The following is a 26,769-nucleotide window of genomic DNA, read 5'->3' as shown; positions in this document are numbered from 1 at the left end:
TTGCACCAAACCCTGTGGGAGCGAGCCTGCTCGCGAATGCTATCTGTCAGTTGACGCTGATGTCGACTGACCCAGCGCTTTCGCGAGCAGGCTCGCTCCCACAGTAAAGCGGATCGTGTTTCTCCAGGCTGTCTGGTGGGAGCTTCACCATGTTGAACACCCTTCTTCCAATCCTGTTGTTCGCAGCCCTGGGCCTTGCTGTCCTCGGCGCGTTGCGGCGGATGAACATGTGGCGCCGGGGGCGGGCGGCGAAGGTCGATCTGCTCGGCGGTCTGCTGGCCATGCCCAAGCGCTACATGGTCGACCTGCACCACGTCGTCGCGCGGGACAAATACATTGCCAACACCCACGTCGCCACGGCGGGCGGTGCGGTGGCGTCGATTGTGCTGGCCATTCTGGTGCACGGTTTTGGCCTGCATAACCGCATCCTCGGCTACGCCTTGCTGCTGATGTCGGCGGTGATGTTCGTCGGCGCGATCTTCATGTACCTGCGCCGGGTCAATCCGCCTGCACGTCTGTCGAAAGGCCCGTGGATGCGCCTGCCGAAAAGCCTGCTGGCCTTCTCCGCGTCGTTTTTCCTGGTGACCCTGCCGGTTGCCGGGATCCTGCCGGAAAACTTCGGCGGCTGGCTGCTCGCAGTCATCCTCGGTGTTGGCGTGCTGTGGGGCGTGTCGGAGCTGTTCTTCGGCATGACCTGGGGCGGGCCGATGAAACACGCCTTTGCCGGTGCTCTGCACCTGGCCTGGCACCGTCGCCCGGAACGCTTTGGCGGCGGGCGCTCGACCGGTCTGAAACCGCTGGACCTGAACAATCCCGATGCGCCGCTGGGCGTGGAAAAACCCCAGGATTTCACTTGGAACCAGTTGCTCGGTTTCGACGCCTGCGTGCAGTGCGGCAAGTGCGAAGCAGCGTGCCCGGCTTTCGCCGCCGGCCAGCCGCTGAACCCGAAAAAACTGATTCAGGACATGGTCGTCGGCCTCGCCGGCGGCACTGACGCTAAGTTCGCCGGCAGCCCGTATCCGGGCAAACCAATCGGCGAGCATTCCGGCAATCCGCATCAACCAATCGTCAACGGTCTGGTCGATGCTGAAACCCTGTGGTCATGCACCACGTGCCGCGCCTGCGTCGAGGAGTGCCCGATGATGATCGAGCACGTCGATGCGATCGTCGACATGCGCCGGCATCTGACCCTGGAAAAAGGCGCGACGCCGAACAAGGGTGCCGAAGTTCTCGAGAACCTTATTGCAACCGACAACCCCGGCGGTTTCGCCCCGGGCGGGCGGATGAACTGGGCAGCGGACCTGAACCTCACTCTGCTCAGCGAAAAGAAATCCACCGACGTGCTCTTCTGGGTCGGCGACGGCGCCTTCGACATGCGCAACCAGCGCACCCTGCGTGCCTTCGTCAAAGTGCTGAAGGCAGCGAAAGTCGACTTCGCTGTACTCGGTCTTGAGGAGCGCGACAGCGGAGATGTGGCGCGGCGTCTCGGCGACGAAGCAACGTTCCAGCAGCTCGCCAAACGCAATATCCAGACATTGGCCAAATACAGTTTCAACCGCATCGTCACCTGCGATCCGCACAGTTTCCATGTGCTGAAAAACGAGTACGGCGCCTTCGACGGCAACTATCTGGTGCAGCACCACAGCACTTACATGGCCGAGATCATTCAGGCCGGCGCGCTCAACCTCGGGCAGCACAAAGGCAACAGCGTGACCTATCACGATCCGTGCTACCTGGGCCGCTACAACGGCGAGTACGAAGCGCCGCGCGAAGTGCTGCGTGCCCTCGGCATTGAAGTCAAAGAGATGCAACGGTCCGGCTTCCGCTCGCGCTGCTGCGGCGGCGGTGGCGGCGCGCCGATCACCGACATTCCGGGCAAGCAGCGCATCCCCGACATGCGCATGGAAGACATCCGCGAAACCGGCGCCGAACTGGTGGCGGTGGGTTGTCCACAGTGCACGGCGATGCTCGAAGGCGTGGTCGAGCCGCGTCCGCTGATCAAGGACATCGCCGAACTGGTCGCCGACGCGTTGCTCGAAGACGCCGCGCCAAGCAAGCCTGCCACCCCGGCCAAACGTGAACCTGCGGAGGTGCACTGATGAGCGACATTATCCGCCGCGACCCGCGCGCCGAATGGATTGCGCGCAACCGCCTGCATCCGCTGCACGCGGCGATGCAACCGGCGCAGCACAGCTGGATGGGTCCCAATGGCGTCATCCGCAAGAATCTGCACGGCATGGGTTTTATCGGCCCCAACGGCATCAAACGCATTGACCGCAGCGGCGCGCAGCAGGGTGGGGCGGTCAAACGCTCGGCTGCTGTTGAAGTGCAGTTGCCGCTGCATCAGGTACCGGCCCCGGCGTTCTACATCAGTGTGGTGCCGGATATGGTCGGTGGTCGCCTGAGCAGCCACGACCGCGATCTGCTCGGCCTTGCTCACCAACTGGCCGGCACCGATGGTGCGGTGCTCGCCGTGGTGTTCGGCGAGCACAAGGAAAGCGCTTTCGAAACCGCGGGCGTTGATCGCTTGCTGGTGCTTGAAGGCGAGGAATTCAGCGGTTATGCACCGGAGCAACGGGTGCAGGGGTTGCGCGCTGTGGATAACCAATTCAACCCGCGTCACTGGTTGCTGCCGGACAGCCGCAGCGGTGGCGGCGAACTCGGCCGGCGCTTTGCTGCTGCACTGGGCGAGCGCCCGGCCACGCGGGTCTGGCAGGTCAAGGATCAGGAGTGCATCGGCCGCGCCGGGGCCGGATTGCAAGATCTGGCGCGTCCGGTGGCGCGGTTGATTCTCGCCGCTGCCGAATGCGCAGAACCGGTCAGCGAAACTCGTCACGAAGCGTTGCCAGTGGAGTTATTCACAAGCGTCGCGCGCAGCTTGTCGCGAATCGAAGATCTTGGTGCCGTGGCGGTGGATCCGGCAGCGATCCCGATGGCCGAAGCGGAGTTCATTTTCTCCGGCGGCAACGGCGTCAAGGATTGGCAGCTGTTTCACGAAACAGCGGCGGCCCTCGGCGCCACCGAAGGCGCTTCGCGGGTTGCGGTGGACGACGGCTTCATGGCGCGGGATCGCCAGGTCGGCGCGTCCGGCACCTGGGTCACTGCGCGGGTCTATGTGGCTGTGGGTATATCTGGCGCAATCCAGCACCTGCAAGGCATTGGCGCCTGCGACAAGGTGGTGGCAATCAACCTCGATCCGGGTTGCGACATGATCAAGCGTGCCGACCTCTCGGTGATCGGCGAAAGCGCAGAAATTCTGCAAGCGTTGATCGAAGCGGTCGCGGCTTACCGCAACGAAGCCAAGCGCGATGCGGCGTAAGGAAACCCTATGAACACGAACGTTATCAGTCTGGTTTCAATCGGCGCTCACCCGACCTCAGGTCGGCCACGGCGCGCCGATCAGGATGCGCGCGCGGTGGAACTGGGCCTGCAATTGGCTGGGGATAACCTGCAAGTGCTGCATGCCGGTGATGTTGCCGAACCGGCCCTGCGTGCCTATCTGGGCATGGGCCTGGAACAGCTGCATGTGCTGGAACAACCCGTTGGCGCCGATGCATTGCCGGCGCTGACCGCGTACCTGCGCGACGCCGGGGCGCAAGTGGTGCTGACCGGCAGCCAAGCGGAAACCGGGGAAGGTTCGGGGATGTTGCCGTTCCTCCTGGCCGAAGGCCTGGGCTGGCCGCTGGTGGTGGGCCTGGCGCAGGTCGAATCAATCAATGACGGTTCGGCGCTGGTCCTGCAAGCGTTGCCGCGCGGGCAGCGACGCCGCTTGAAGGTGAAACTGCCGTTTCTGGCGACTGTGGATAACGCCGCCCCGAAGCCTCGGCAGAGCGCGTACGGCCCGGCGCGACGGGGCGAATTGGCCGCCGATGACGTTGAAGTTGTTGAGGACCAATTGTTGGCCGTCGCCACGCTGCAACCGGCCAAGCCACGACCCAAGCGCTTGAAGGTGATCAAGGCGAAGAGCGGCGCCGACCGGATGAAGGCCGCTACGGCCAAAGCCAGTGGTGGCGGTGGGCAGGTGCTCAAGGGCGTTACCGCGCAGGCTGGGGCGGAGGCGATTCTGAAGCTGCTGATTGAAGAGGGCGTTGTCCGCTAGTCACCCTCTTCCAGGCATGGAATAACTCCTGTGGGAGCGAGCCTGCTCGCGAAAGCGCACTGTCAGCCGACACATGCATCGACTGACCCGACGCATTCGCGAGCAGGCTCGCTCCCACATTGGCATTTCTTCACCGCCAATCTGTACTGCTTACCCACAATCCCTGTTGGCGAAGCTGTGGATAACGTGTTCGCCCTTGCTCGTACCCTACGCCATTCAAGCCTTCCAGCCATAAGATCAAAAAACGATCAGCGTAACTCTTGGATTTAACGGGCTTTTCCCTCGGTATTAATCGAGAAGTTGCCCCCAATCTCTGTTGGCGCTTCTGTGGATAAGATGTTCGCTATCAGCTGTACGCCATATGGAGCAGGCCTTACATGGGTTTGATCAATTATTGATCAAATGTGATCCCCGGGGGCCAAGAGCTGTTAACGCGAAGGGTTTTTCCCCAGTCACAGGTGTTTTTCCACAGGAGATTGAAAGTTGTCCCCGATCTCTGTTGGCGCTTCTGTGGATAACATGTTCGCTACCCGCTACAGGCCTCTGAATACGTGTTGTGTACGAGTGTGATCAAAAAACGATCAATTGTTTTGAGAAACCGCGATTCAGCATAAGTCACGATTTTTCTTTGCAAATCAGCAGGATATTTTTTGAGTCATCCACAGTTACCCCCATTTGCTGTGGGCGGGTATGTGGATAACTTGTTTGCGGAAGGCTGGAGGGCTTGGTGGGTATGGGTGCGAGGGTGGTTGATCGGAAATTGATCAGCTGGAAGATGTAGCGTGGGTCAGGGCGTCTTCGCGAGCAGGCTCGCTCCCACAGGGGAATGCATTCCACCTGTAGGAGCTGCCGCAGGCTGCGATCTTTTGCTCTTGATCAGCCCTGAACCGGTACGCCTTTGAGGTAAGGCGCAGGCTCTGCCCCGAGGTTGTTCAACATCCGCTCGCTGTACCAGTCGACGAAGTTGACCACGCCGAATTCATAGGTTTTGGAGTAAGGCCCCGGCTGGTAAGCGGTGGAGTTGATCCCGCGCTGGTTTTCCTCAGCCAGACGGCGGTCCTGATCGTTGGTCGCATCCCACACCTGGCGCATGCGCTCGACGTCGTAATCGACACCTTCCACGGCGTCCTTGTGCACCAGCCACTTGGTGGTGACCATGGTTTCCTGGGCGCTGATCGGCCACACGGTGAAGACGATAATGTGATCGCCCATGCAGTGGTTCCACGAGTGCGGCAGATGCAGGATGCGCATCGAGCCCAGGTCCGGGTTCTTGATGCGGCCCATCAGTTTGGCGCAGCCCTGTTTGCCGTCGAGGGTCATCGACACGGTGCCCTTGAGCAGCGGCATGCGCACGATACGGTTGCGCAAGCCGAAACTGGCGTGAGCGTAAGGGATCTTTTCCGCTTCCCAGGCAGCGGCGGAAGCGGCGACGTGATCCTTGAACGCCTGATCGGCGCGCGGGTCGGTGACGTCGTCCCATTCCAGCAGGGTTTTCAACAGTTCCGGGTGCGATGCGTTGCAGTGGTAGCACTCGCGGTTGTTTTCCAGCACCAGTTTCCAGTTGGCCTTTTCCATCAAGGTGGTGGTGATCGCCACCTTGGTGTTCTCCATGTCGTACGGTTCCATGTAATGGTTAAGCGTCGACAGGAAGTCATCGATGGCCGGGGGGTTCTCTGCCAGGCTGATGAAGATGTATCCGCCAGCGGTTTTCACGTTCACCGGTTTCAGGCCGTACTGCTTCATGTCGAAGTCGGCGCCCATCTCGGTGCCGGCGAACAGCAGGCGACCGTCCAGTTCGTAAGTCCACTGGTGGTAATGGCAGACCAGTTTGGCGACTTTGCCTTTTTCACTGGTGCACAGGCGCGAGCCACGGTGGCGGCAGACGTTGTGGAACGCGTGCACAACGCCCTCGGCGCCACGAATGACGATGATCGGGTTCTTGCCGACCTGCAGGGTCAGGTAGTTGCCCTTGGCCGGGATCTCGCAGGTCATGCCGGCGATCAACCATTCCTTTTGGAAGATCTCCTGCATATCGATATCGAACAGGCGCTCGTCGCTGTAGAACGGTTGCGGCAGGGAAAAGGTGCGCTCGCGCTCCTGCAGCATTTGTGCGGTGGCCTTGCGTGCGGGTTCCAGCGGATCGCCCAGGCTTATTTTTGCGGTGACGTCCATCGATGTAATCCTCATGGCCCTCTGCGTGGCCGGCGAAAGTGGCTGATCAGGTGTGCTGCAAAACGGTTGCTACGCAAGGTGTAAAGAAGTCGTCTTGTGTTGGGGCGAGTGTGGGGCCGGCGCTGGGGGGAACCTTATCCATGCGCGACATGGCGCAATCTGTTCCCGACGCGCAAGCCCCGGTGTTCAAGGGCTGGTCGCGATAAGTATGTCAATGTCGCGGATAGGTAAACGCACGGTCTGCGCTATACGCAGAATCGCCGACAAGAGGCCGACAGTCGGCCGTGGAGAACAGCATGTCCAACAGCTTCCTGAATCCGGTCACCACCCAGACCTGGGCCAATGGCCGACACATTGTCCGTTGCGTCAAAGTCATCCAGGAAACCTGGGATGTGCGCACCTTCTGCTTTATGGCCGACCAGCCGATCCTGTTCTTCTTCAAGCCGGGGCAGTTCGTCACTCTGGAGCTGGAAATCGAAGGCCAGCCGATCATGCGCTCGTACACCATTTCAAGCTCGCCGTCGGTGCCGTACAGCTTCTCGGTGACGATCAAGCGCGTGCCGGGTGGCAAGGTCTCCAACTGGTTGCACGACACTTTGCATGAAGGTCAGGAGCTGGCGGTGCATGGCCCGGTCGGGCTGTTCAACGCGATCGACTTCCCGAGCCCGAAGGTCCTGTATCTGAGCGGTGGCGTCGGCATCACGCCGTGCATGTCGATGGCGCGCTGGTTCTACGACACCAACGCCAACGTCGACATGACGTTCGTGCACAGCGCGCGGTCGCCGAAAGACATCATTTACCACCGCGAGCTTGAGCACATGGCATCGCGGATCGACAATTTCAGCCTGCACCTGATTTGTGAAAAGCACGGCCTCGGTGAGCCATGGGCCGGTTATCGCGGTTATCTGAATCACAAGATGCTCGAACTGATGGTCCCGGATTTCCTCGAGCGCGAAGTGTTCTGCTGCGGCCCGACGCCGTACATGACCGCGGTCAAACGCCTGCTGGAAGCGGCCGGCTACGACATGTCGCGCTACCACGAAGAATCCTTCGGCGCCACGCCACCCGAGGCCCGCGCCGACGCGGTGGAACAGGCCGAACAAGCCGCCGATGCGCCGGAAATCGACGCAGCGGATCTGCACCAGGTCGAATTCACCGCCTCCGGTAAAAGCATCCGCGTCGGCCCGGGCGAAACCGTACACGCCGCCGCCGCCAAGCTCGGCCTGATGATCCCGAAAGCCTGCGGCATGGGCATTTGCGGGACATGCAAGGTGATGAAACTGGGCGGCGAAGTGGAGATGGAACACAACGGCGGGATTACCGAGGATGACGAGGCGGAAGGGTTTATCCTGTCGTGCTGCAGCGTGCCGAAGGGGGATGTGCGGATTGAGTTTTAATGAAGAAAAGTAAAGGCTTCCTAATTGCCATGACGGACAAGTCATGGCAGTTTTTTATCGATGTTGTATCTGTGTGAAGTTCTACCGCTTTTACGCGCCAGAGCTACCGGACGGGGTGTCCAAAAAACGACGCGCTGAAATAAAGCAGTGGAGTTGTGACGAAGCTGAAAATCAAGACGCGATCAAATGGCTTTGAATTGAAATGTTTGCCTTGGTCTCCAATGATGATTGAAAAAGTCGTCATCAAAACCGCAAGCATAAACATTGCTGACAAGGGGGCTGCTATTTCCAATCCGTTAAATTCGTACCACTGGGTTTTTCTCTGAATTCTGTAAGGTAATTGAATGCTCTGTTTGTAAATTGCGCGAGCAGCAACGATAAACAAGCATAGGGTCGTCAGGTCGCATATCAGAAGTCCACGCCTTCTCGGTGTAAGGGCAAACCATTTTCTTGGCTGCGGCAGGCGTTTTTCAAACCTGCAGCCACAAACATGACATTTGGAAAGTGTCTTTTTATTTTTGGCGCTGCATGTTTTGCATATTTTTGTTCGTGGTTTCATAAAGAAAGACGCTATTTAGTTCTGCTTGGAGTGTTCGCTGGTTTTGTCCTGGGCAATGTTTGGTCAGGCGACTCATCGAGTATCTTGGTAAATTATCTCAGCAGCATCTTCGCCCAATGTTTCACCTATTATTACCGCTGCAAGAGATCCGACTCCCACCGCTACTGCACCGCAGACCAAGGTGCCAACTCCTCCTGTCGGAACGCCTATTCCCAGACAAATTTTCGCTGCTAGTGGCGCAGTCAAGAGGCGACTGCTGATTGCTCCTCCAACCATGCCACCCATAAAGCTTCCGGTTTCCGTGAATTTCACCTTTTCACACGCCTCGGTATTCCCATGCAGGCACACATCCTGCACCTTCAAGGCCGAGGCGCCACCGCCTACTGCTGTGCCGATCCAGCCGCCATATTTGACGTACTGTGACGCTTGGCTGATAGCCCGAATATGTGTGGCATAACCTGGGTTCTGGCCGATGCCGCCAGCCTTTCTCCAGCGGTGCACAAGGTGAGGATGATCGATGCCGAGAGCGGTCTTGAGGCTCGGGTGATCCGGGAGACCAATGCTTTGCCGCGTGAACCGGTTGAGATGGACGTCCAGTTTCTCCAGCAACTGCGCACGTTGTTTTTTGAACGGCTTCGAGTTCAGGCTGCCATTTGCGTCCAGCGTATGAACATGCAGCTTCTCAAGATCCGCGAGGACATTTTTTATGCCATCCAGATGATTGGCCGCCATGGCCGTGACGACCCCGATCACTTTTGATTCATAGGCGAGTGCGGTCTGGATCACGCCATAGTGCTGCGCCATGAAATCCGCTTCTTCCACGGTCAGTGGTTCCAGCGTCGCACTGACGAAACGGGCGGTCTGCATCAGCAACGCTTCTTCGTATGTGCATTGCTGATTGTCAGGGTCGCTCAGCACTATCATCGAACCGGCTTTAATCATGTCCGGGGTCGGATTCAAACTTCTGAATCTGGCGATGACATTCGGGTTGGCGGAGGGGAGCAGTTGTGCCTCAAGCTTCTCGGCGACAATGCTTTTCGGCACGATGTAAAACCCCGGCTCAGATGGGGCCGGGCGATCTTGCGGCCAGTGCTCGCTGGGGAAGAACTTCAAGTCGTTGACGGGGTGAGGGCTGCGCGCGGTGCTGCTGTTATTAACGCGCGCCACCCTGAGGTTCTGCTGATGAATCGCGCGCAGCAACCTGTCTGGATCGGAGCGCGAGGCAGGCTGCCTGAGCATCGATAACGGGCGTTTTTTCACCGCTTCAGGAACGGCACCTTTGGTGCCGCGTACCAGAACTCTGGATTGGTTCAGAAGATGACGCTGTTCCTGTGCAAAGGCGTCAAGGCCCATGTCCGCTGAAAGGCGGCCGCTGGCGACATCATCGACAATGCCCTTGGCGAAGCGCGCGACCTCCTGATTGAACTGCACGCGCGCACTGCCGAATGCCAGATGAGGTGAGCCGACTGTCTGTGCCTGTGCGAGCAGCTTGCCGGCAACGTGTCGAACGTCGCTGAGACCATGGCGCCGATCGCTCAACCTTCTTCGCCCCACGAGGCATGGCCGCTGGTCCCGGCGAGGTGATGCACCCAACTGATGCCACGATAACGAATGGCGACCTGCTCCTGAGGTTCCGCGTCGTTGTGCAGAATGACGTGGGGCATATCCAGGTTCAGTTCGGTGAGCACCGCACCGTCGATCGAGACAGAAAAGTATTTTTCCTGCTGACCCTGAGGGGAGGTTCGGTAGAAGTTGATCTTGCAGTCGATCTCTTCACGGTTGGCCAGTGCCTGGGCCAGCAGCGGTGAAGATTTGTCGACGACTTTGGTGACAATGACCGGCGCGTGGGTGGCTCGGTGAGAGTTGTCGAGGTTGGCGAGGTTGTGGCTGTACGACAGCACCATGATTTCATCGGTGTGTGCCGCCTGATATCTGTTGCCCACCGAATCAGGCGTTGAGCAGCCTGCCGAAATCAGCCCTTGGGTCTTGCCCGTGATCGTCATGTAGCCGGGAATTGCCATCGCGTGCGCTCCTTGAATCGGGAGCAAGCAGTCTATGGCGGGATTTTTGTGCTTTCTGTAGGCCTTGGTGTAGGCCGATTCTGAAAATGCAGGTCCGCGACGCGCAGCCTCTGGGTTGCATTCCCGTGCTGAGCATGGGAATGCAACTTGGGAGGGAATCAGGCCGACATGACCTCGCGAATATCGCGCGCCAGTTCGCGCACGCGCTCTTCTTCGGTGTCCCAGGAGCACATGAAGCGTGCGCCGCCCTTGCCGATGAAGGTGTAGAAGCGCCAGTTCTTTGCAGTCAACGCGGCGATGGCCGGCTCGGACAGTTGCAGGAACACGCCGTTGGCCTGCACCGGGAACATCAGTTCGACCCCGGGAATGTCGCTGACCAGTTCTGCCAGCAGTTGCGCGCAGTGGTTGGCGTGGCGGGCGTATTTGAGCCAGGCGTCGTTTTCCAGAATGCCGACCCACGGTGCCGACAGAAAGCGCATCTTCGACGCCAGTTGCCCGGCCTGCTTGCAGCGGTAGTCGAAGTCTTCGGCCAGTTTGTGGTTGAAGAACAGGATCGCTTCACCCACCGCCATGCCGTTCTTGGTGCCGCCGAAACACAGCACGTCGACGCCGGCTTTCCAGGTCAGGTCGGCGGGCGAGCAGCCGAGGAATGCGCAGGCGTTGGAGAACCGCGCGCCGTCCATGTGCAGGTGCAGGCCCAGTTCTTTGCAGGTTGCGCTGATGGCGCGGACTTCTTCCGGGGTGTACACACTGCCGACTTCGGTTGCTTGAGTCAGGGTCACCACGCGCGGTTTCGGGTAATGGATGTCCTGACGCTTGAGCGCGACTTCACGGATCGATTGCGGGGTGATCTTGCCGTTTTCGGTGCCGGCGATCAGCAGCTTCGAGCCGTTGGAGAAGAATTCCGGAGCGCCGCATTCGTCGGTTTCGACGTGGGCGGTTTCCGAGCAGATCACGCTGTGGTAACTCTGGCACAGCGACGACAGGGCCAGCGAGTTGGCGGCGGTGCCGTTGAAGGCGAAGAACACTTCGCAGTCGGTTTCGAACAGTTTGCGGAAATGATCGGCCGCGCGGGCGGTCCATTCATCGTCGCCGTAAGCGCGCTGGTGGCCGTGGTTGGCCTGTTCCATGGCGGCCCAGGCTTCCGGGCAGATCCCGGAATAGTTGTCGCTGGCGAATTGTTGGCTCTTGTCGGTCATGGCCGGCTTCCGTAATCGAGACTCTTGTGAAGGCTCGTGGTCAATGAGGATGCGCACTTTACCGAAGATCTTCCGGGGAGCACATGCGATGTCGGGTGGGGAAAATTACCAGTTTATGGGCCGATTATGCACCTGAGCCAACGCGACGGTGCCCTGGATCTGCTCAAGTGGCTGGCGCTGTTGAGCATGTTGCTCGATCACCTGCGATATGTCGGCTTCTCCGCCGACTGGCTTTATGTGCCCGGTCGCCTGGCATTTCCGTGGTTTTGCCTGGCGATGGCGGCGAATCTGGCCCGGGACGGTTCGCGCAAGATGGAATGGCGCTATCTGGGCTGGCTGGTGCTGTTCAGCGCCATCAGCGAAATCCCTTATCGCTTTTACATCCCCGACCCTGACACGTTCAACGTAATGCCGACGCTGGCGCTGGGCTTGCTGGTGGCGCGCGGCTGGCAGGACTCAGCGTCGGTGCCTCGGTTGCTCGCGCTGGCCGCGCTGGTGGTTGCGGCGGTTTTTTCAGAACGACTGATGTTCGGTTTCTTCGGCGTATTGTTGCCGTTGGCGCTGCTGCTGGTGTTCCGCCGACCCTGGTATTTCAGCCTGTTGCCGGGGCTGGTGTGTCTGGCGGCGAACCAATGGCAGGTGCTGCTCGAATCGGCGCGTTTCGGCAACAGCGTGGCGATGCTTGGGCTGGCGGCCTGTGTGTTTGCGCCGATGCTCGGAATGTTCTTGTTGCGACATGGGCGACATGTCCGGCCTCCACCGATGCGGCGCTGGGCATATGCGCTGTATCCCGCGCATTTCTTCCTGCTGCTTGCCATCCGCCAAATCATCGCCTGACCCCTGTGGGAGCGAGCCTGCTCGCGAAAGCGGTCTGCCAGTCAACTTCTATGTCGGATGTGCCGGCCTCTTCGCGAGCAGGCTCGCTCCCACAGTGGATCTCCGGCGTTTCGAAGAGAGCATTTCCAGCCATGTCGTAAACGCACCTTTGCGTGGCGCGCGCAGGCATTTGAGCTGTCTGTGCCGGTCATACCATCGCATCAAAGGGCACTGCCATCATTGCCAGTGCCTTACCGAGACGAATGGCGCACAGATGCCGCTGGGAGAGACGCGATGTTCAGCAAGCAAGACCAGATCCAGGGTTACGACGATGCACTGCTGGCGGCGATGAATGCCGAGGAGCAACGTCAGGAAGATCACATCGAGCTGATCGCGTCGGAGAACTACACCAGCAAACGCGTCATGCAGGCGCAAGGCAGCGGCCTGACCAACAAATACGCCGAAGGCTATCCGGGCAAGCGCTACTACGGTGGCTGCGAGCATGTGGACAAGGTCGAAGCGCTGGCCATCGAACGCGCCAAGCAACTGTTCGGCGCCGATTACGCCAACGTCCAGCCGCACTCCGGTTCTTCGGCCAACAGCGCCGTGTATCTGGCGCTGATCCAGCCGGGCGACACTATCCTCGGCATGAGCCTGGCCCACGGCGGTCACCTGACCCACGGCGCCAAAGTGTCGTCCTCGGGCAAGCTCTACAACGCCGTGCAGTACGGCATCAACACCGACACCGGGCTGATCGACTACGACGAAGTCGAGCGTCTGGCCGTCGAGTGCAAACCGAAAATGATCGTTGCCGGTTTCTCCGCTTACTCGAAGACTCTGGATTTCCCGCGCTTCCGTCAGATCGCCGACAAGGTCGGTGCACTGCTGTTCGTCGACATGGCCCACGTCGCCGGTCTGGTCGCTGCCGGCCTGTATCCGAACCCGCTGCCGTACGCCGACGTGGTCACCACCACCACGCACAAGACCCTGCGCGGTCCGCGTGGCGGGCTGATCCTGGCCAAGTCCAACGAAGAGATCGAGAAGAAGCTCAACGCCGCCGTTTTTCCCGGTGCCCAGGGCGGCCCGCTGATGCACGTCATCGCCGGTAAAGCGGTGTGCTTCAAGGAAGCACTGGAGCCTGGCTTCAAGGCTTATCAGCAACAAGTGATCGACAACGCCCAGGCGATGGCCAGCGTGTTCATCAAGCGCGGCTACGATGTTGTGTCCGGCGGCACCGACAACCATCTGTTCCTGGTCAGCCTGATCCGTCAGGGCCTGACCGGCAAGGACGCCGACGCCGCGCTGGGCCGTGCCCACATCACCGTGAACAAGAACGCCGTGCCGAACGACCCGCAGTCGCCGTTCGTGACCTCGGGCCTGCGCATCGGCACCCCGGCGGTGACCACGCGCGGCTTCAAGGTCAGCCAGTGCGAAACCCTCGCCGGCTGGATCTGCGACATCCTCGACAACCTCGGCGACGCCGATGTCGAGGCCAATGTCGCCCAGCAGGTCTCGGCCCTGTGCGCAGACTTCCCGGTTTATCGCTGAGTCGGTTTTGGAGTAATGACTATGCAACGCTATTCCGGCTTCGGCCTGTTCAAACACTCGCTCAGCCACCACGAAAACTGGCAGCGCATGTGGCGCACGCCCACCCCGAAAAAGTCTACGACGTGGTCATCGTCGGCGGCGGCGGGCACGGCCTGGCGACGGCCTACTATCTGGCCAAGGAGCACGGCATCACCAATGTCGCCGTGGTCGAGAAGGGTTGGCTGGGCGGCGGTAACACCGCACGCAACACCACCATCGTGCGCTCCAACTACCTGTGGGACGAGTCGGCGCACCTCTACGAGCACGCGATGAAATTGTGGGAAGGCCTGTCGCAGGATCTCAACTACAACGTGATGTTCTCCCAGCGCGGCGTCTACAACCTGTGCCACACCCTGCAGGACATCCGTGATTCGGAGCGTCGGGTCAGCGCCAACCGCCTCAACGGCGTCGACGGCGAACTGCTCGACGCTAAGCAGGTTGCGGACGAAATTCCGTACCTGGACTGCTCGAAAAACACCCGCTACCCGATCATGGGCGCGACCGTGCAGCGTCGCGGCGGCGTCGCCCGACACGATGCCGTGGCCTGGGGCTTCGCGCGTGCCGCCGATGCCTTGGGCGTGGACCTGATCCAGCAGACCGAAGTGATCGGCTTCCGCAAGGAAAACGGCGTGTGCATCGGCGTCGAAACCAACAAGGGTTTCATCGGCGCCAAGCGCGTCGGCGTGGTGACGGCCGGTAACTCCGGGCACATGGCCAAGCTTGCCGGTTTCCGCCTGCCGATCGAATCCCACCCGCTGCAAGCGCTGGTGTCCGAGCCGATCAAGCCGATTATCGACAGCGTGATCATGTCCAACGCCGTACACGGTTACATCAGCCAGTCCGACAAGGGCGACCTGGTGATCGGCGCCGGTATCGACGGCTACAACGGCTACGGCCAGCGTGGTTCGTACCCGGTAATCGAACACACCATCCAGGCCATCGTCGAGATGTTCCCGGTGTTGTCCCGCGTACGCATGAACCGCCAGTGGGGCGGCATCGTCGACACCACCCCGGACGCCTGCCCGATCATTTCCAAGACGCCGGTACCGAACATGTTCTTCAACTGCGGTTGGGGCACCGGCGGCTTCAAGGCCACACCGGGTTCGGGCAACGTGTTTGCCGCGAGTCTGGCCAAGGGTGAAATGCACCCGCTGGCCGCACCGTTTTCCATCGACCGTTTCCACAACGGCGCGCTCATCGACGAACACGGCGCTGCTGCCGTCGCCCACTAACAGGAGAAATCCCTATGTTGCACATCTTCTGTCCTCACTGCGGCGAACTGCGCTCCGAAGAGGAATTCCATGCATCCGGTCAGGCGCACATCCCGCGTCCGCTGGATCCGAACGCCTGCACCGATGAAGAGTGGGGCGACTACATGTTCTTCCGCGATAACCCGCGCGGTCTGCACCACGAGTTGTGGGACCACGTTGCCGGTTGCCGCCAGTACTTCAACGTCACCCGCGATACCGTGACCTACGAGATTCTCGAGAGCTACAAGATCGGCGAAAAGCCGCAATTCACCGACAAGGCTGGCACTGCGAAAACAGCCACGACGGCGCTGGGAGAGAAGGTATGAGCCAGACCAATCGCCTGTCCAACGGTGGACGGATCGACCGCAACAAAGTGCTGAGCTTCACCTTCAACGGCCAGACCTACAAAGGCTATGAAGGCGACTCGCTGGCTGCTGCACTGATTGCCAACGGCGTCGATATCATCGGCCGCAGCTTCAAGTATTCGCGTCCTCGCGGCATCTTCGCGGCCGGTTCCGAAGAACCGAACGCCGTGCTGCAGATCGGTGCCACCGAAGCCACGCAGATTCCCAACGTGCGCGCCACGCAACAGGCGTTGTATCAGGGCCTGGTCGCCACCAGCACCAATGGCTGGCCGAGCGTCAACAACGACATGATGGGGATTCTCGGCAAGGTCGGCGGCAAGCTGATGCCGCCGGGTTTCTACTACAAAACCTTCATGTACCCGCAATCGTTCTGGATGACTTACGAGAAGTACATCCGCAAGGCTGCCGGCCTCGGCCGTTCGCCGACCGAGAACGATCCGGACACCTACGACTACATGAACCAGCACTGCGACGTGCTGATCGTCGGTGCCGGCCCGGCCGGTCTCGCCGCAGCCCTGGCCGCTGCGCGCAGCGGTGCCCGCGTGATTCTGGCCGATGAGCAGGAAGAGTTCGGCGGCAGCCTGCTCGACTCGCGCGAAAGCCTCGACGGCAAACCGGCGATGGAATGGGTCGCCAGTGTCATCGCTGAATTGAAGAACACTCCGGACGTGCTGCTGTTGCCGCGCGCCACGGTCAACGGTTACCACGACCACAACTTCCTGACCATTCACGAACGCCTCACCGATCACCTTGGTGACCGCGCGCCAATCGGTCAGGTGCGGCAGCGCATCCACCGTGTCCGCGCCAAGCGCGTGGTGCTGGCGACCGGCGCCCACGAGCGTCCGCTGGTGTACGGCAACAACGACGTGCCGGGCAACATGCTCGCTGGCGCGGTGTCGACTTACGTGCGTCGTTATGGCGTAGCGCCGGGCAAAAAACTGGTGCTGTCGACCAACAACGATCACGCCTATCGCGTCGCTCTGGATTGGCTCGATGCCAGTCTGCCAGTCGTCGCCATCGCCGACGCGCGCAGCAATCCGCGCGGTGCATTGGTCGAAGAAGCGCGCGCCAAAGGCATTCGCATCCTCACCGGCAGCGCCGTCATCGAAGTGCGTGGCAGCAAGCGTGTGACCGCTGCCCGCGTCGCCGCGATTGACGTAAAGGCCCACGCCGTGACCAGTCCGGGCGAATGGCTCGACTGCGACCTGGTGGCCAGCTCCGGTGGTTACAGCCCGGTGGTTCACTTGGCTTCGCACCTCGGTGGCAAACCGGTCTGGCGCGAAGACATTCTCGGTTTCGTACCGGGCGAAGCACCGCAGAAGCGCGTGTGCGTCGGTGGCATCAATGGCGTCTACGCGCTGGGCGATTCGCTGGCCGACGGTTTCGAAGGTGGCGTGCGCGCTGCCGCTGAAGCCGGTTTCCAGACCGTCGAAGGCGTGTTGCCGAAAGCCCTGAGCCGTCTCGAAGAGCCGACCCTGGCGCTGTTCCAAGTGCCGCACGAGAAGAACTCGGCGCGTGCACCGAAGCAATTCGTCGACTTCCAGAACGACGTCACCGCCGGTGGTATCGAATTGGCGACCCGTGAAGGTTTCGAGTCGGTCGAGCACGTCAAACGCTACACCGCGCTGGGCTTCGGCACCGATCAGGGCAAGCTCGGCAACGTCAACGGTCTGGCCATTGCCGCCCGTTCGCTGAACGTGACCATCCCGCAGATGGGCACCACCATGTTCCGTCCGAACTACACGCCGGTGACCTTCGGCGCCGTGGCCGGTCGACACTGCGGGCACATCTTCGAACCGGTGCGCTACACCGCGCTGCATGCCTGGCATGTGAAGAACGGCGCCGAGTTTGAAGACGTCGGTCAGTGGAAACGTCCCTGGTACTTCCCGAAAAACGGTGAAGACCTGCACGCGGCGGTCAAGCGCGAATGCAAAGCCGTGCGCGACAGCGTTGGCCTGCTCGATGCTTCGACCCTCGGCAAGATCGACATTCAAGGCCCGGATGCCCGCGAGTTTCTCAACCGCGTGTACACCAACGCCTGGACCAAGCTCGACGTGGGCAAGGCTCGCTACGGTCTGATGTGTAAGGAAGACGGCATGGTCTTCGACGACGGTGTGACCGCGTGTCTGGCCGACAACCATTTCGTCATGACCACCACCACCGGCGGCGCCGCGCGCGTACTGCAGTGGCTGGAGCTGTACCACCAGACTGAATGGCCGGAGCTGAAGGTGTACTTCACGTCGGTCACCGACCACTGGGCGACCATGACCCTCTCCGGGCCGAACAGCCGCAAGCTGCTCAGCGCCGTGACCGACATTGATCTGAGCAACGAAGCGTTCCCGTTCATGACCTGGAAAGAAGGTCTGGTCGGCGACGTGCCGGCGCGGGTGTTTCGTATCTCGTTTACCGGTGAGCTGTCGTACGAAGTCAACGTGCAGGCCGACTACGCGATGGGCGTGCTGGAGAAAATCGTCGAGGCCGGCAAGCAGTACAACCTGACCCCGTACGGCACTGAAACCATGCACGTGCTGCGGGCCGAGAAGGGTTTCATCATCGTCGGTCAGGACACCGACGGCTCGATGACCCCGGACGACCTGAACATGGGCTGGTGTGTCGGTCGCACCAAACCGTTCTCGTGGATCGGCCAGCGTGGCATGAACCGCGAAGATTGCGTCAAGGAACAGCGCAAACAACTGGTGGGCCTGAAGCCGATCGATCCGACCAAATGGCTGCCGGAAGGTGCGCAGCTGGTGTTCAACACCAAGCAGGCGATCCCGATGACCATGGTCGGCCACGTGACCTCCAGCTACGCGCACAACTCCCTCGGTTATTCATTTGCCATGGGTGTGGTCAAGGGCGGTCTCAAGCGCATGGGCGAGCGGGTGTTCGCACCGCTGGCCGATGGCAGCGTGATCGAGGCGGAGATTGTTTCTTCGGTGTTCTTCGATCCGAAGGGTGAGCGGCAGAACATCTGACAACCTCGGGAGCGGTGGGCGGGCGGCTATTCGCGAGCAGGCTCGCTCCCACATTCGATCGCGTTCCCCTGTGGGAGCGAGCCTGCTCGCGAAGGCGGCGGCACAGCAACCACAGGAACCAACAGAATTCAGAAGGTGCTTTATGACCACAGCCAATGTTTACCAGCAACGCCCGACCACCGGCGCCCGTGCCGAGTCGTCGCTGCACCATGCCGACCTCGCCAGCCTGGTCGGCAAGGGCCGCAAGAACGCCGGCGTGATCGTGCGGGAAAAGAAACTCCTCGGCCACCTGACTATTCGTGGCGATGGCCACGATGCCGCATTCGCGGCCGGTGTGCACAAGGCGCTTGGCATTGAATTGCCCGGTGCGCTGAGCGTAATCGTCAAAGGCGAAACCAGCCTGCAATGGATGGGCCCGGACGAGTGGCTGCTGATCGTGCCAAGCGGTGAAGAGTTCGCCGCCGAGCAGAAACTGCGCGAAGCGCTGGGTGATCTGCACATTGCTATCGTGAACGTCAGCGGCGGCCAGCAGATTCTCGAATTAAGCGGCCCGAACGTGCGTCAGGTGCTGATGAAGTCGACCAGCTACGACGTGCACCCGAACAGCTTCCCGGTCGGCAAAGCGGTGGGCACGGTGTTCGCCAAGTCGCAGTTGATGATCCGTCATACGGCGGAAGACACCTGGGAATTGCTGATCCGTCGCAGCTTCTCGGATTACTGGTGGTTGTGGTTGCAGGATGCTTCGGCCGAGTACGGGCTGAGCGTTCAGGCCTGAAGATCAAAAGCCACCCCCTCACCCCAGCCCTCTCCCCCTGAGGGGGAGAGGGGGAAAGGGAGCAGATTTGTGTGTTTTTCGAGCCTGAGTTCGACGCGCTATTTCAGGTCGGCGTAGCTCGAAAGAACACCTCGGTCAGTCCCCTCTCCCTCTGGGAGAGGGCTAGGGTGAGGGAAAACCTGACACCCCGCACAACGAACAGGAGTCACCGCACCATGAGCCGCGCCCCAGACACATGGATTCTGACCGCCGACTGCCCCAGCGTCCTCGGCACGGTGGACGCGGTCACGCGTTTTCTGTTCGAGCAGGGCTGTTACGTCACCGAGCACCACTCGTTCGATGACCGCCTCTCCGGGCGTTTCTTCATTCGCGTGGAATTCCGTCAGCCCGACGGCTTCGACGAACAATCCTTCCGCGCCGGGCTGGCCGAGCGCGGGCAGGCGTTCGGCATGCTCTTCGAACTGACCGCACCGAACTACCGGCCGAAAGTGGTGATCATGGTCTCCAAGGCCGATCACTGCCTCAACGACTTGCTCTATCGCCAGCGCATCGGCCAGTTGTCGATGGACGTCGCGGCGGTGGTGTCCAACCATCCGGATCTCAAGCCGTTGGCCGACTGGCACCAGATTCCCTACTACCATTTCCCTCTCGACCCCAATGACAAGCCGGCGCAGGAGCGTCAGGTCTGGCAGGTGATCGAAGAAGCCGGCGCCGAACTGGTGATCCTCGCCCGCTACATGCAGGTGCTATCGCCGGAGCTGTGCCGCAAGCTCGACGGCAAGGCGATCAACATTCATCACTCGCTGTTGCCGGGCTTCAAGGGCGCCAAGCCTTATCACCAGGCTTACAACAAGGGCGTGAAACTGGTGGGCGCGACGGCGCATTACATCAACAACGACCTCGATGAAGGGCCGATCATTGCCCAAGGCGTCGAGGCGGTGGATCACAGTCATTACCCCGAAGACCTGATTGCCAAAGGGCGGGATATCGAAGGCCTGACCTTGGCGCGGGCGGTTGGGTATCACATCGAAAGACGAGTTTTTTTGAACGCCAACAGAACCGTCGTTCTCTAGATCGCTTTCGCGAGCAGGCTCGCTCCCACAGGGTATGCATTCCAATGTGGGAGCGAGCCTGCTCGCGAAGGGGCCGTAACAAACAACGCAAGACCAACAAGCAATACCCGAGCACTCAACGCGCTGCCCAACCGGGGCAACGCAGTTCCATAAAAACAACAGCGAGGTGAAAGCATGTCTGGCAATCGTGGTGTGGTGTATCTCGGCGCTGGCAAGGTCGAAGTACAGAAAATCGACTACCCGAAAATGCAGGACCCGCGCGGTCGCAAGATCGAGCACGGGGTCATTCTCAAAGTGGTCTCGACCAATATCTGCGGCTCCGACCAGCACATGGTGCGCGGCCGGACCACGGCGCAGACCGGTCTGGTGCTGGGGCACGAGATCACCGGTGAGGTGATCGAAAAGGGCTCCGACGTCGAAAACCTGAAGATCGGCGATCTGGTCTCCGTTCCGTTCAACGTGGCTTGCGGGCGCTGCCGTTCCTGCAAAGAGCAACACACCGGCGTCTGCCTGACCGTCAACCCGGCCCGTGCCGGCGGCGCATACGGTTACGTCGACATGGGCGACTGGACCGGTGGCCAGGCTGAATACGTGCTAGTGCCGTACGCCGACTTCAACCTGCTGAAACTGCCGGATCGCGACAAGGCCATGGAGAAAATCCGCGACCTGACCTGCCTCTCCGACATCCTCCCGACCGGCTATCACGGCGCGGTTACTGCCGGCGTCGGTCCGGGCAGCAGCGTTTACATCGCCGGCGCCGGTCCGGTCGGCCTGGCCGCTGCCGCTTCCGCACGTTTGCTCGGTGCTGCGGTGGTGATTGTCGGCGACGTCAACACCATCCGCCTGGCCCACGCCAAGGCCCAGGGCTTTGAGGTCGTCGACCTGTCCAAAGACACCCCGCTGCACGAACAGATCGCCGCGCTGCTGGGCGAGCCGGAAGTCGATTGCGCGGTGGACTGCGTTGGCTTTGAAGCACGCGGCCACGGCCACGACGGCGTCAAGGCCGAAGCCCCGGCCACGGTGCTCAACTCACTGATGGGCGTGGTGCGCGTTGCCGGCAAGATCGGTATCCCCGGCCTGTACGTCACCGAAGATCCGGGCGCCGTCGACGCTGCCGCGAAAATGGGCAGCCTGAGCATTCGCTTCGGCTTGGGCTGGGCGAAATCCCACAGCTTCCACACTGGGCAAACTCCAGTGATGAAGTACAACCGCCAACTGATGCAGGCGATCATGTGGGATCGCATCAACATCGCTGAAGTAGTCGGCGTGCAAGTGATCAGCCTCGATCAGGCGCCAGAAGGTTACGGCGAGTTCGATGCGGGCGTGCCGAAGAAGTTTGTGATTGATCCGCATAAGTTGTTCAGTGCGGCGTAAGTTCTACCCATGTAAGAAGGGCAGCCGATCGGGCTGCCCTTTTTTGTTCTGAACACGATCAGTTATTTAAAGGCGCATTTGCGGGCGTCACCATCCTTGGTTGCACACTCATCACCATTCCAATTGCTACCGGTGGCTTGAACCGGAGTGTCGTTTCTGTAGCCAGCCGAGACGCCAAGGTCTGCCTCACCTTCGTATCGGCAGATGACAACTGAATTAGCAGTGTCTTTATCTTTAAGTCGGGCAGAAGTGAAGGTTACATCTTCGGCGCCTTGCGCATGAGTCACTGATATCGTTGGGCAGGTTGCAGCATAGGCAGTACTCATCATGGTCAGACCAAGCAGGGCGCCAGTGACAATTTTCAACTTCATCTTTTCGTACTCCGTTACGTAATTGGAGTGGAGATATTCACTTGCATCGTTATGACTGCCAACTGTCAGATCTGACAGTTGGTTAGTTCCAATCGAAATAAATAGTCGGGTTTTCAGTGTGAAGTCGAATAGTGAAGTGGCTATTCAACGATTGAACAATTCATTTAGGTGAGTGCGTAGAGAAGGGGATGCGCGGCGAGGAACATGCCGCCCGATACCCGGTCAAACCGGCAGTTTCGTCGCCGTTGTCCGGCGGCTGCTTTTCCCAAGAGGATGTCTGAATGAAGATTTCACGCGGTTTTGCCTTGGCATCGCTCCTGACCCTGGCCGCCGGGCCGGTGTTTGCCGGGTTCAGTTTGAACGACGTGGCCGGTGCGGTAGCGGGGATGCAAGGTGGTGACAAGGCGGCCGCTGCAGCGCCGACTTCGGAGACCGCTGGTTTGTTGAGTGCTTTGAGTGCGCTGGACGTCACGCCGGAGCAGGCCGTTGGCGGTACCAGTGCGATGCTTGGGCTGGCGAAGAATCAGTTGAGCAGCACCGACTACTCGCAACTGGCCAAGGAAGTGCCGGGCATCGACAAACTGTCCGGTGGCAGCGGCAATCTGGCGGCGCTCGGGGCTTTGCTCGGTTCGTCCGGCAAGTCCGCAGGTCTTGAAAATGCGCTGGGCAATGTCAAAGACACTAACGACCTGAACAACGCGTTCAGCGCGCTGGGCATGGACAGCGGCATGATCGGCCAGTTTGCCCCGGTGTTGCTGCAATATCTCGGTCAGCAGGGCGTCGGTGGTTCGCTGTTGAGCAGCCTGGGCAGCATCTGGGGCACCGGCACCGGCACTTGAGTCAGCCGCGCTCGTTGCGCAGCTCGACGATGCGCTGATCCTTCTCGGTCCAGAGCTGGTTGACCCAGTTCTGGACGTGTTGGCGAAAGGCCGGATCCTTCTCGTAATCGCCCTGCCACAGCGTCGGGTCGAGTTCGCGGGTCCTGATGTCGATGATCACTCGCGGCACGTTGCCGCTGATCAGGTCCCAGAAGCCCGGGATTTTTTCCTGCGGATACACCACCGTCACATCGAGCATCGCGTCGAGCTGTTCGCCCATCGCCGCCAGCACGAACGCCACGCCGCCGGCCTTGGGTTTGAGCAGGTGGCTGAACGGTGATTCCTGCTGGGTGCTTTTCGCCAGGGTGTAGCGCGTGCCTTCCAGATAATTCACCACCGTCACCGGCTGGCGCTTGAACAGCTCGCACGCCGCTTTGGTGATTTCCAGATCCTTGCCTGCCAGCTCGGGGTTCTTTGCCAGAAAGGCTTTGGTGTAGCGCTTCATGAACGGGTAATCCAGCGCCCACCACGCCAAGCCGAGGAACGGCACCCAGATCAGCTCTTTCTTCAGGAAGAACTTGAAGAACGGCGTGCGTCGGTTGAGGGTCTGGATCAGTGCTGGAATGTCGACCCACGATTGATGGTTGCTGACCACCAGATAGGACGTGTCGCGGCGCAGATCGTCGCCGCCGCGAATGTCCCATTGCGTCGGGATGCACAGCCGGAAGATCAGCTTGTCGATCTCGGCCCAGGTCTCGGCAATCCACATCACCGCCCCCGATGCGTAATCCCGCCAGCGCCCGGGTGCGACCAGTTTGAGCAGGGCAAACACCATCAATGGCCCGATCAGGACCAGGGTGTTGAGCAACAGCAGCAGGGTGACGAAACAGCCGGTGAGCAGGCGGCGCATAAGCAACTCTATGAAGTGGCAGGGGCGAGCCATGATAAGCAGCTTCGCGCGACAGGCCAAATCGGCGCTGACGAATGTTTCACTTTTCGCCGGGTATGCTTCGCTCAAGATTGGATCTGAATGCACTGGCCTCTTCGCGAGCAGGCTCGCTCCCACAGGGCAATGCATTTCAATGTGGGAGCGAGCCTGCTCGCGAAGGGGGCCGAGAAGCGAACGAATAACTTGGTGCGTGTCTAAAATCCCAGTTTGCCGCCCTCAATTTCCAAGGAAGCCCCTTACGTGAAATCCCTCCTTGCTCTGTTTGCCCTCGTCGCGCTTCCGGTCATGGCCGCCGAGCCGACGCTGTACGGTCGCTACGAATACATCGCGCTGCCGGAAATCGGTGGCGAAGTGCTCAAGGCCAAGATGGACACCGGCGCGCTGACCGCCTCGCTGTCGGCCAAGGACATCGAGACCTTCACCCGTGATGGCGACGACTGGGTGCGTTTCCGCCTCGCCACCAAGGACGCCAGCAACAAGGTTTTCGAGCACAAGGTCGCGCGGATCAGCAAGATCAAAAGCCGTTCCGACGAGGACGATGAAGAGCGCGACAGCAGCGATGTCGCCAAGCGCCCGGTGGTCGATCTGGAACTGTGCCTGGGCAACGTCAAGCGCACCGTCGAGGTCAATCTGACCGACCGCAGCCACTTCAACTATCCGCTGCTGATCGGCGCCAAGGCTTTGCGTGAGTTCGGCGCGGCGGTCAACCCGGCACGGCGTTACACCGCCGACAAGCCTGACTGCTAAGTGGTCTGATTGACGTAACCCCGGGCTTGGGGCACCGTTCGCGCACTAACTGCCACGGGCTCGGACGCCATGCCGCACATCCTGATTGTCGAAGACGAAGCGGCGATTGCCGACACACTGATTTTTGCCTTGCAGGGCGAGGGGTTCAGCACCACGTGGCTGAACCTCGGCGCGGCGGCGCTGGAGCATCAGCGGCAAACCCCGTCCGACCTGATCATTCTCGATATCGGTCTGCCGGACATCAGTGGCTTCGAGACCTGCAAGCAATTGCGGCGCTTCACGGAAGTGCCGGTGCTGTTTCTCAGCGCCCGCGACGCCGAGATCGACCGCGTGGTGGGTCTGGAGATCGGTGCCGACGATTACGTGGTCAAGCCGTTCAGCCCGCGTGAAGTGGCAGCGCGGGTCAAAGCCATCCTCAAACGCATGGCGCCGCGCGCAACCCTGGAAGCAGGCTCAACGCTGTTTCGCATCGATGCCGAACGCGTACAGATCAGCTATCGCGGCCAGCCGCTGAGCCTGACCCGCCATGAATTCCGCTTGTTGCAATGCTTGCTCGAACAACCCGAGCGGGTGTTCAGCCGCGAGCAATTGCTCGATGCGCTGGGCGTAGCGGCCGATGCCGGTTACGAGCGCAGCATCGACAGCCACATCAAAAGCCTGCGCGCCAAGTTGCGCCTGGTGCGCGCCGAGGCCGAGCCGATCCAGACCCATCGCGGCCTCGGTTACAGCTACAGCCCGGGGCACAGCTGATGTCGCTGGGGCTGCGGATTTTTCTGGTGTACGTGCTGTTTGTCGGCCTGACCGGCTATTTCGTCCTCAACACGGTGATGGAAGAAATCCGCCCCGGCGTGCGTCAGTCCACCGAAGAGACGCTGGTGGACACCGCCAACCTGATGGCAGAAATCCTGCGCGACGATTTCAAGGCCGGCACCCTCAGCGAGAACCGCTGGCCGCAATTGCTCCGCGCCTATGGCGAGCGGCAGCCGCAAGCGACGATCTGGGGTTTGCCGAAAAATCAGGTCAACCACCGCATCTACGTCACCGACGCCAAGGGCATCGTCGTGCTCGACTCCAGCGGCGTCGCGGTCGGCCAGGATTATTCGCGCTGGAACGACGTCTATCTGACCCTGCGTGGCGAGTACGGCGCGCGCTCCAGCCGCAGTGATCCTGACGATCCGAGCTCTTCAGTGATGCACGTCGGTGCGCCGATCCGCGACAACGGCAAGATCATCGGCGTGGTCACCGTGGCCAAGCCCAACAGTTCGTTGCAACCCTACGTCGATCGCACCGAGCGGCGCTTGCTGTTTTACGGCGCCGGACTGATCGGCCTCGGTCTGCTGTTCGGCGCTTTGCTCTCATGGTGGCTGAGCCGTGCGCTACATCGTTTGACCGGTTATGCCCAAGCGGTCAGCGAAGGCCGGCGCGTGGAAGTGCCGCATTATCGCGGCGGCGAGCTGGAGCAACTGGCGACGGCGGTCGAGCAGATGCGCACGCAGCTCGAAGGCAAGGCCTACGTCGAGCGCTACGTGCACACCCTGACCCATGAATTGAAAAGTCCGCTAGCGGCCATTCGGGGCGCGGCGGAGTTGCTGCAAAGCGAGATGCCGGCCGTCCAGCGTTTGCGCTTTGTCAGCAACATCGACAGCGAAAGCGCGCGGATGCAGCAGTTGATCGAGCGCCTGCTCAACCTGGCGCAGGTCGAACAGCGCCAAGGGCTGGAAGAACGGGTGGCAGTACCGCTGGCGCTGTTGGTCGCAGAACTGCTCAAGGCGCAGGCCGCGCGGATCGAGGGCAAACAACTGCGTGTCGAGCAAGCGATCGGCGAGGATCTGCTGTTGATTGGCGAGCCGTTTCTGCTGCGCCAGGCGTTGGGCAACCTGCTGGAAAACGCGCTTGATTTCACTCCGGCGCAGGGCTTGTTGCGCTTGCGTGCCGAGCGGGTTGGCGAGCAGATCGAGTTCCGCCTGTTCAACCAGACCACGCCGATTCCCGATTACGCCTTGCCGCGTCTGACCGAACGCTTCTACTCGTTGCCGCGCCCGGACAGCGGACGCAAGAGCACCGGGCTGGGGCTGAACTTCGTTGAAGAAGTGGTCAAGTTGCATGGCGGGGTGATGCGCATTGGCAATGTCGAGGGCGGGGTTGAGGTGGTATTGCGCTTGCCGTGAGACCCAGTTGCTGCCTTCGCGAGCAGGCTCGCTCCCACAGGAGAATGCATTCTC

Annotated in this window: 21 protein-coding genes and 1 pseudogene; 16 read left to right on the top strand and 6 right to left on the bottom strand. The window is 60.7% G+C overall.

What is annotated here, in order from left to right:
- Nucleotides 1–149 precede the first annotated feature (149 nt).
- The 3 genes from dgcB to etfB are packed head-to-tail and all read left to right on the top strand — an operon-like array spanning nucleotide 150 to nucleotide 4,099.
- On the top strand, nucleotides 150–2,099 hold the full coding sequence (gene dgcB, locus AB4N41_RS06560; RefSeq protein ID WP_252877026.1) for a dimethylglycine demethylation protein DgcB: 1,950 nt from the start codon (nucleotides 150–152) through the stop codon (nucleotides 2,097–2,099).
- Complete coding sequence (etfA, locus tag AB4N41_RS06555; protein ID WP_252877025.1) at nucleotides 2,099–3,319, top strand: electron transfer flavoprotein subunit alpha; 1,221 nt, start codon at nucleotides 2,099–2,101, stop codon at nucleotides 3,317–3,319. The genes dgcB and etfA overlap by 1 nt, the downstream gene beginning before the upstream one ends.
- Before the next feature lie 9 nt (nucleotides 3,320–3,328).
- The gene (gene etfB / locus AB4N41_RS06550; protein ID WP_095181374.1) at nucleotides 3,329–4,099 is read left to right on the top strand and encodes an electron transfer flavoprotein subunit beta; all 771 of its coding nucleotides are present in this window, start codon (nucleotides 3,329–3,331) and stop codon (nucleotides 4,097–4,099) included.
- Between the two features lie 876 nt (nucleotides 4,100–4,975).
- On the opposite strand, the gene gbcA is transcribed toward etfB, so the two are convergent.
- Nucleotides 4,976–6,271: a glycine-betaine demethylase subunit GbcA gene (gene gbcA, locus AB4N41_RS06545; RefSeq protein WP_016772823.1), complete on the bottom strand. Its 1,296-nt coding sequence runs from the start codon at nucleotides 6,269–6,271 to the stop codon at nucleotides 4,976–4,978.
- 296 nt (nucleotides 6,272–6,567) lie between these two features.
- Between gbcA and gbcB the strand changes: the two genes are divergently transcribed.
- On the top strand, nucleotides 6,568–7,668 hold the full coding sequence (gbcB, locus tag AB4N41_RS06540; protein ID WP_016772824.1) for a glycine-betaine demethylase subunit GbcB: 1,101 nt from the start codon (nucleotides 6,568–6,570) through the stop codon (nucleotides 7,666–7,668).
- A gap of 631 nt (nucleotides 7,669–8,299) precedes the next feature.
- Here the strand turns inward: gbcB and AB4N41_RS06535 are convergent.
- From AB4N41_RS06535 to AB4N41_RS06525, 3 genes are all read right to left on the bottom strand, one after another.
- On the bottom strand, nucleotides 8,300–9,658 hold the full coding sequence (locus AB4N41_RS06535) for a hypothetical protein (RefSeq protein WP_252877024.1): 1,359 nt from the start codon (nucleotides 9,656–9,658) through the stop codon (nucleotides 8,300–8,302).
- A gap of 104 nt (nucleotides 9,659–9,762) precedes the next feature.
- Nucleotides 9,763–10,248 carry an Hcp family type VI secretion system effector gene (locus AB4N41_RS06530; protein WP_056786550.1) on the bottom strand — a complete coding sequence of 162 codons (486 nt, stop codon included), beginning with the start codon at nucleotides 10,246–10,248 and terminating at the stop codon, nucleotides 9,763–9,765.
- 158 nt (nucleotides 10,249–10,406) lie between these two features.
- A complete protein-coding gene (locus AB4N41_RS06525; RefSeq protein WP_016772826.1) occupies nucleotides 10,407–11,447 on the bottom strand; it encodes a threonine aldolase family protein in 1,041 nt (346 codons plus the stop codon).
- Between the two features lie 126 nt (nucleotides 11,448–11,573).
- Between AB4N41_RS06525 and AB4N41_RS06520 the strand changes: the two genes are divergently transcribed.
- From AB4N41_RS06520 to fdhA, 8 genes and pseudogenes are all read left to right on the top strand, one after another.
- On the top strand, nucleotides 11,574–12,284 hold the full coding sequence (locus AB4N41_RS06520; RefSeq protein WP_252877023.1) for a TraX family protein: 711 nt from the start codon (nucleotides 11,574–11,576) through the stop codon (nucleotides 12,282–12,284).
- A 273-nt stretch (nucleotides 12,285–12,557) separates the two neighbouring features.
- Entirely contained in the window at nucleotides 12,558–13,811 is a 1,254-nt protein-coding gene (gene glyA, locus AB4N41_RS06515; protein ID WP_024014589.1) for a serine hydroxymethyltransferase, read from the top strand.
- A gap of 21 nt (nucleotides 13,812–13,832) precedes the next feature.
- Nucleotides 13,833–15,082: pseudogene (locus tag AB4N41_RS06510) on the top strand (sarcosine oxidase subunit beta family protein).
- Nucleotides 15,083–15,096: 14 nt separating this feature from the next.
- Nucleotides 15,097–15,426, top strand: a complete 330-nt coding sequence (locus tag AB4N41_RS06505) for a sarcosine oxidase subunit delta (protein WP_016772830.1) — start codon at nucleotides 15,097–15,099, stop codon at nucleotides 15,424–15,426.
- Nucleotides 15,423–18,440 carry a sarcosine oxidase subunit alpha gene (locus AB4N41_RS06500; protein WP_460138363.1) on the top strand — a complete coding sequence of 1,006 codons (3,018 nt, stop codon included), beginning with the start codon at nucleotides 15,423–15,425 and terminating at the stop codon, nucleotides 18,438–18,440. Before AB4N41_RS06505 ends, AB4N41_RS06500 begins: the two co-directional genes overlap by 4 nt.
- Before the next feature lie 142 nt (nucleotides 18,441–18,582).
- Nucleotides 18,583–19,215, top strand: a complete 633-nt coding sequence (locus AB4N41_RS06495; RefSeq protein ID WP_126367130.1) for a sarcosine oxidase subunit gamma — start codon at nucleotides 18,583–18,585, stop codon at nucleotides 19,213–19,215.
- 215 nt (nucleotides 19,216–19,430) lie between these two features.
- A complete protein-coding gene (gene purU, locus AB4N41_RS06490; RefSeq protein WP_039757644.1) occupies nucleotides 19,431–20,288 on the top strand; it encodes a formyltetrahydrofolate deformylase in 858 nt (285 codons plus the stop codon).
- A 174-nt stretch (nucleotides 20,289–20,462) separates the two neighbouring features.
- Nucleotides 20,463–21,662, top strand: coding sequence for a formaldehyde dehydrogenase, glutathione-independent (fdhA, locus tag AB4N41_RS06485; RefSeq protein WP_016772834.1), 1,200 nt, complete (start codon nucleotides 20,463–20,465; stop codon nucleotides 21,660–21,662).
- A 62-nt stretch (nucleotides 21,663–21,724) separates the two neighbouring features.
- Here the strand turns inward: fdhA and AB4N41_RS06480 are convergent, their stop codons facing one another.
- Entirely contained in the window at nucleotides 21,725–22,033 is a 309-nt protein-coding gene (locus tag AB4N41_RS06480; RefSeq protein ID WP_056786558.1) for a hypothetical protein, read from the bottom strand.
- Nucleotides 22,034–22,314: 281 nt separating this feature from the next.
- Here AB4N41_RS06480 and AB4N41_RS06475 point away from each other — a divergent pair, with 281 nt between their 5' ends.
- Nucleotides 22,315–22,872, top strand: a complete 558-nt coding sequence (locus AB4N41_RS06475; protein WP_016772837.1) for a DUF2780 domain-containing protein — start codon at nucleotides 22,315–22,317, stop codon at nucleotides 22,870–22,872.
- 1 nt (nucleotide 22,873) lies between these two features.
- Here AB4N41_RS06475 and AB4N41_RS06470 read toward each other — a convergent pair whose 3' ends face one another.
- On the bottom strand, nucleotides 22,874–23,761 hold the full coding sequence (locus tag AB4N41_RS06470) for an acyltransferase (protein ID WP_252877022.1): 888 nt from the start codon (nucleotides 23,759–23,761) through the stop codon (nucleotides 22,874–22,876).
- 279 nt (nucleotides 23,762–24,040) lie between these two features.
- On the opposite strand from AB4N41_RS06470, the gene rloA2 reads away from it, so the two are divergent.
- The 3 genes from rloA2 (at nucleotide 24,041) to creC (ending at nucleotide 26,715) form a co-directional block, all read left to right on the top strand.
- Nucleotides 24,041–24,547, top strand: coding sequence for a retropepsin-like aspartic peptidase RloA2 (rloA2, locus tag AB4N41_RS06465; RefSeq protein WP_041476742.1), 507 nt, complete (start codon nucleotides 24,041–24,043; stop codon nucleotides 24,545–24,547).
- 69 nt (nucleotides 24,548–24,616) lie between these two features.
- Nucleotides 24,617–25,297, top strand: a complete 681-nt coding sequence (creB, locus tag AB4N41_RS06460; RefSeq protein ID WP_252877021.1) for a two-component system response regulator CreB — start codon at nucleotides 24,617–24,619, stop codon at nucleotides 25,295–25,297.
- The gene (creC, locus tag AB4N41_RS06455) at nucleotides 25,297–26,715 is read left to right on the top strand and encodes a two-component system sensor histidine kinase CreC (RefSeq protein ID WP_252877020.1); all 1,419 of its coding nucleotides are present in this window, start codon (nucleotides 25,297–25,299) and stop codon (nucleotides 26,713–26,715) included. Before creB ends, creC begins: the two co-directional genes overlap by 1 nt.
- The last annotated feature ends 54 nt before the right edge of the window (nucleotides 26,716–26,769 follow it).

Source organism: Pseudomonas sp. S2_A10 (genome assembly GCF_054668465.1).
This window is presented reverse-complemented; position numbering and strand designations above follow the sequence as displayed.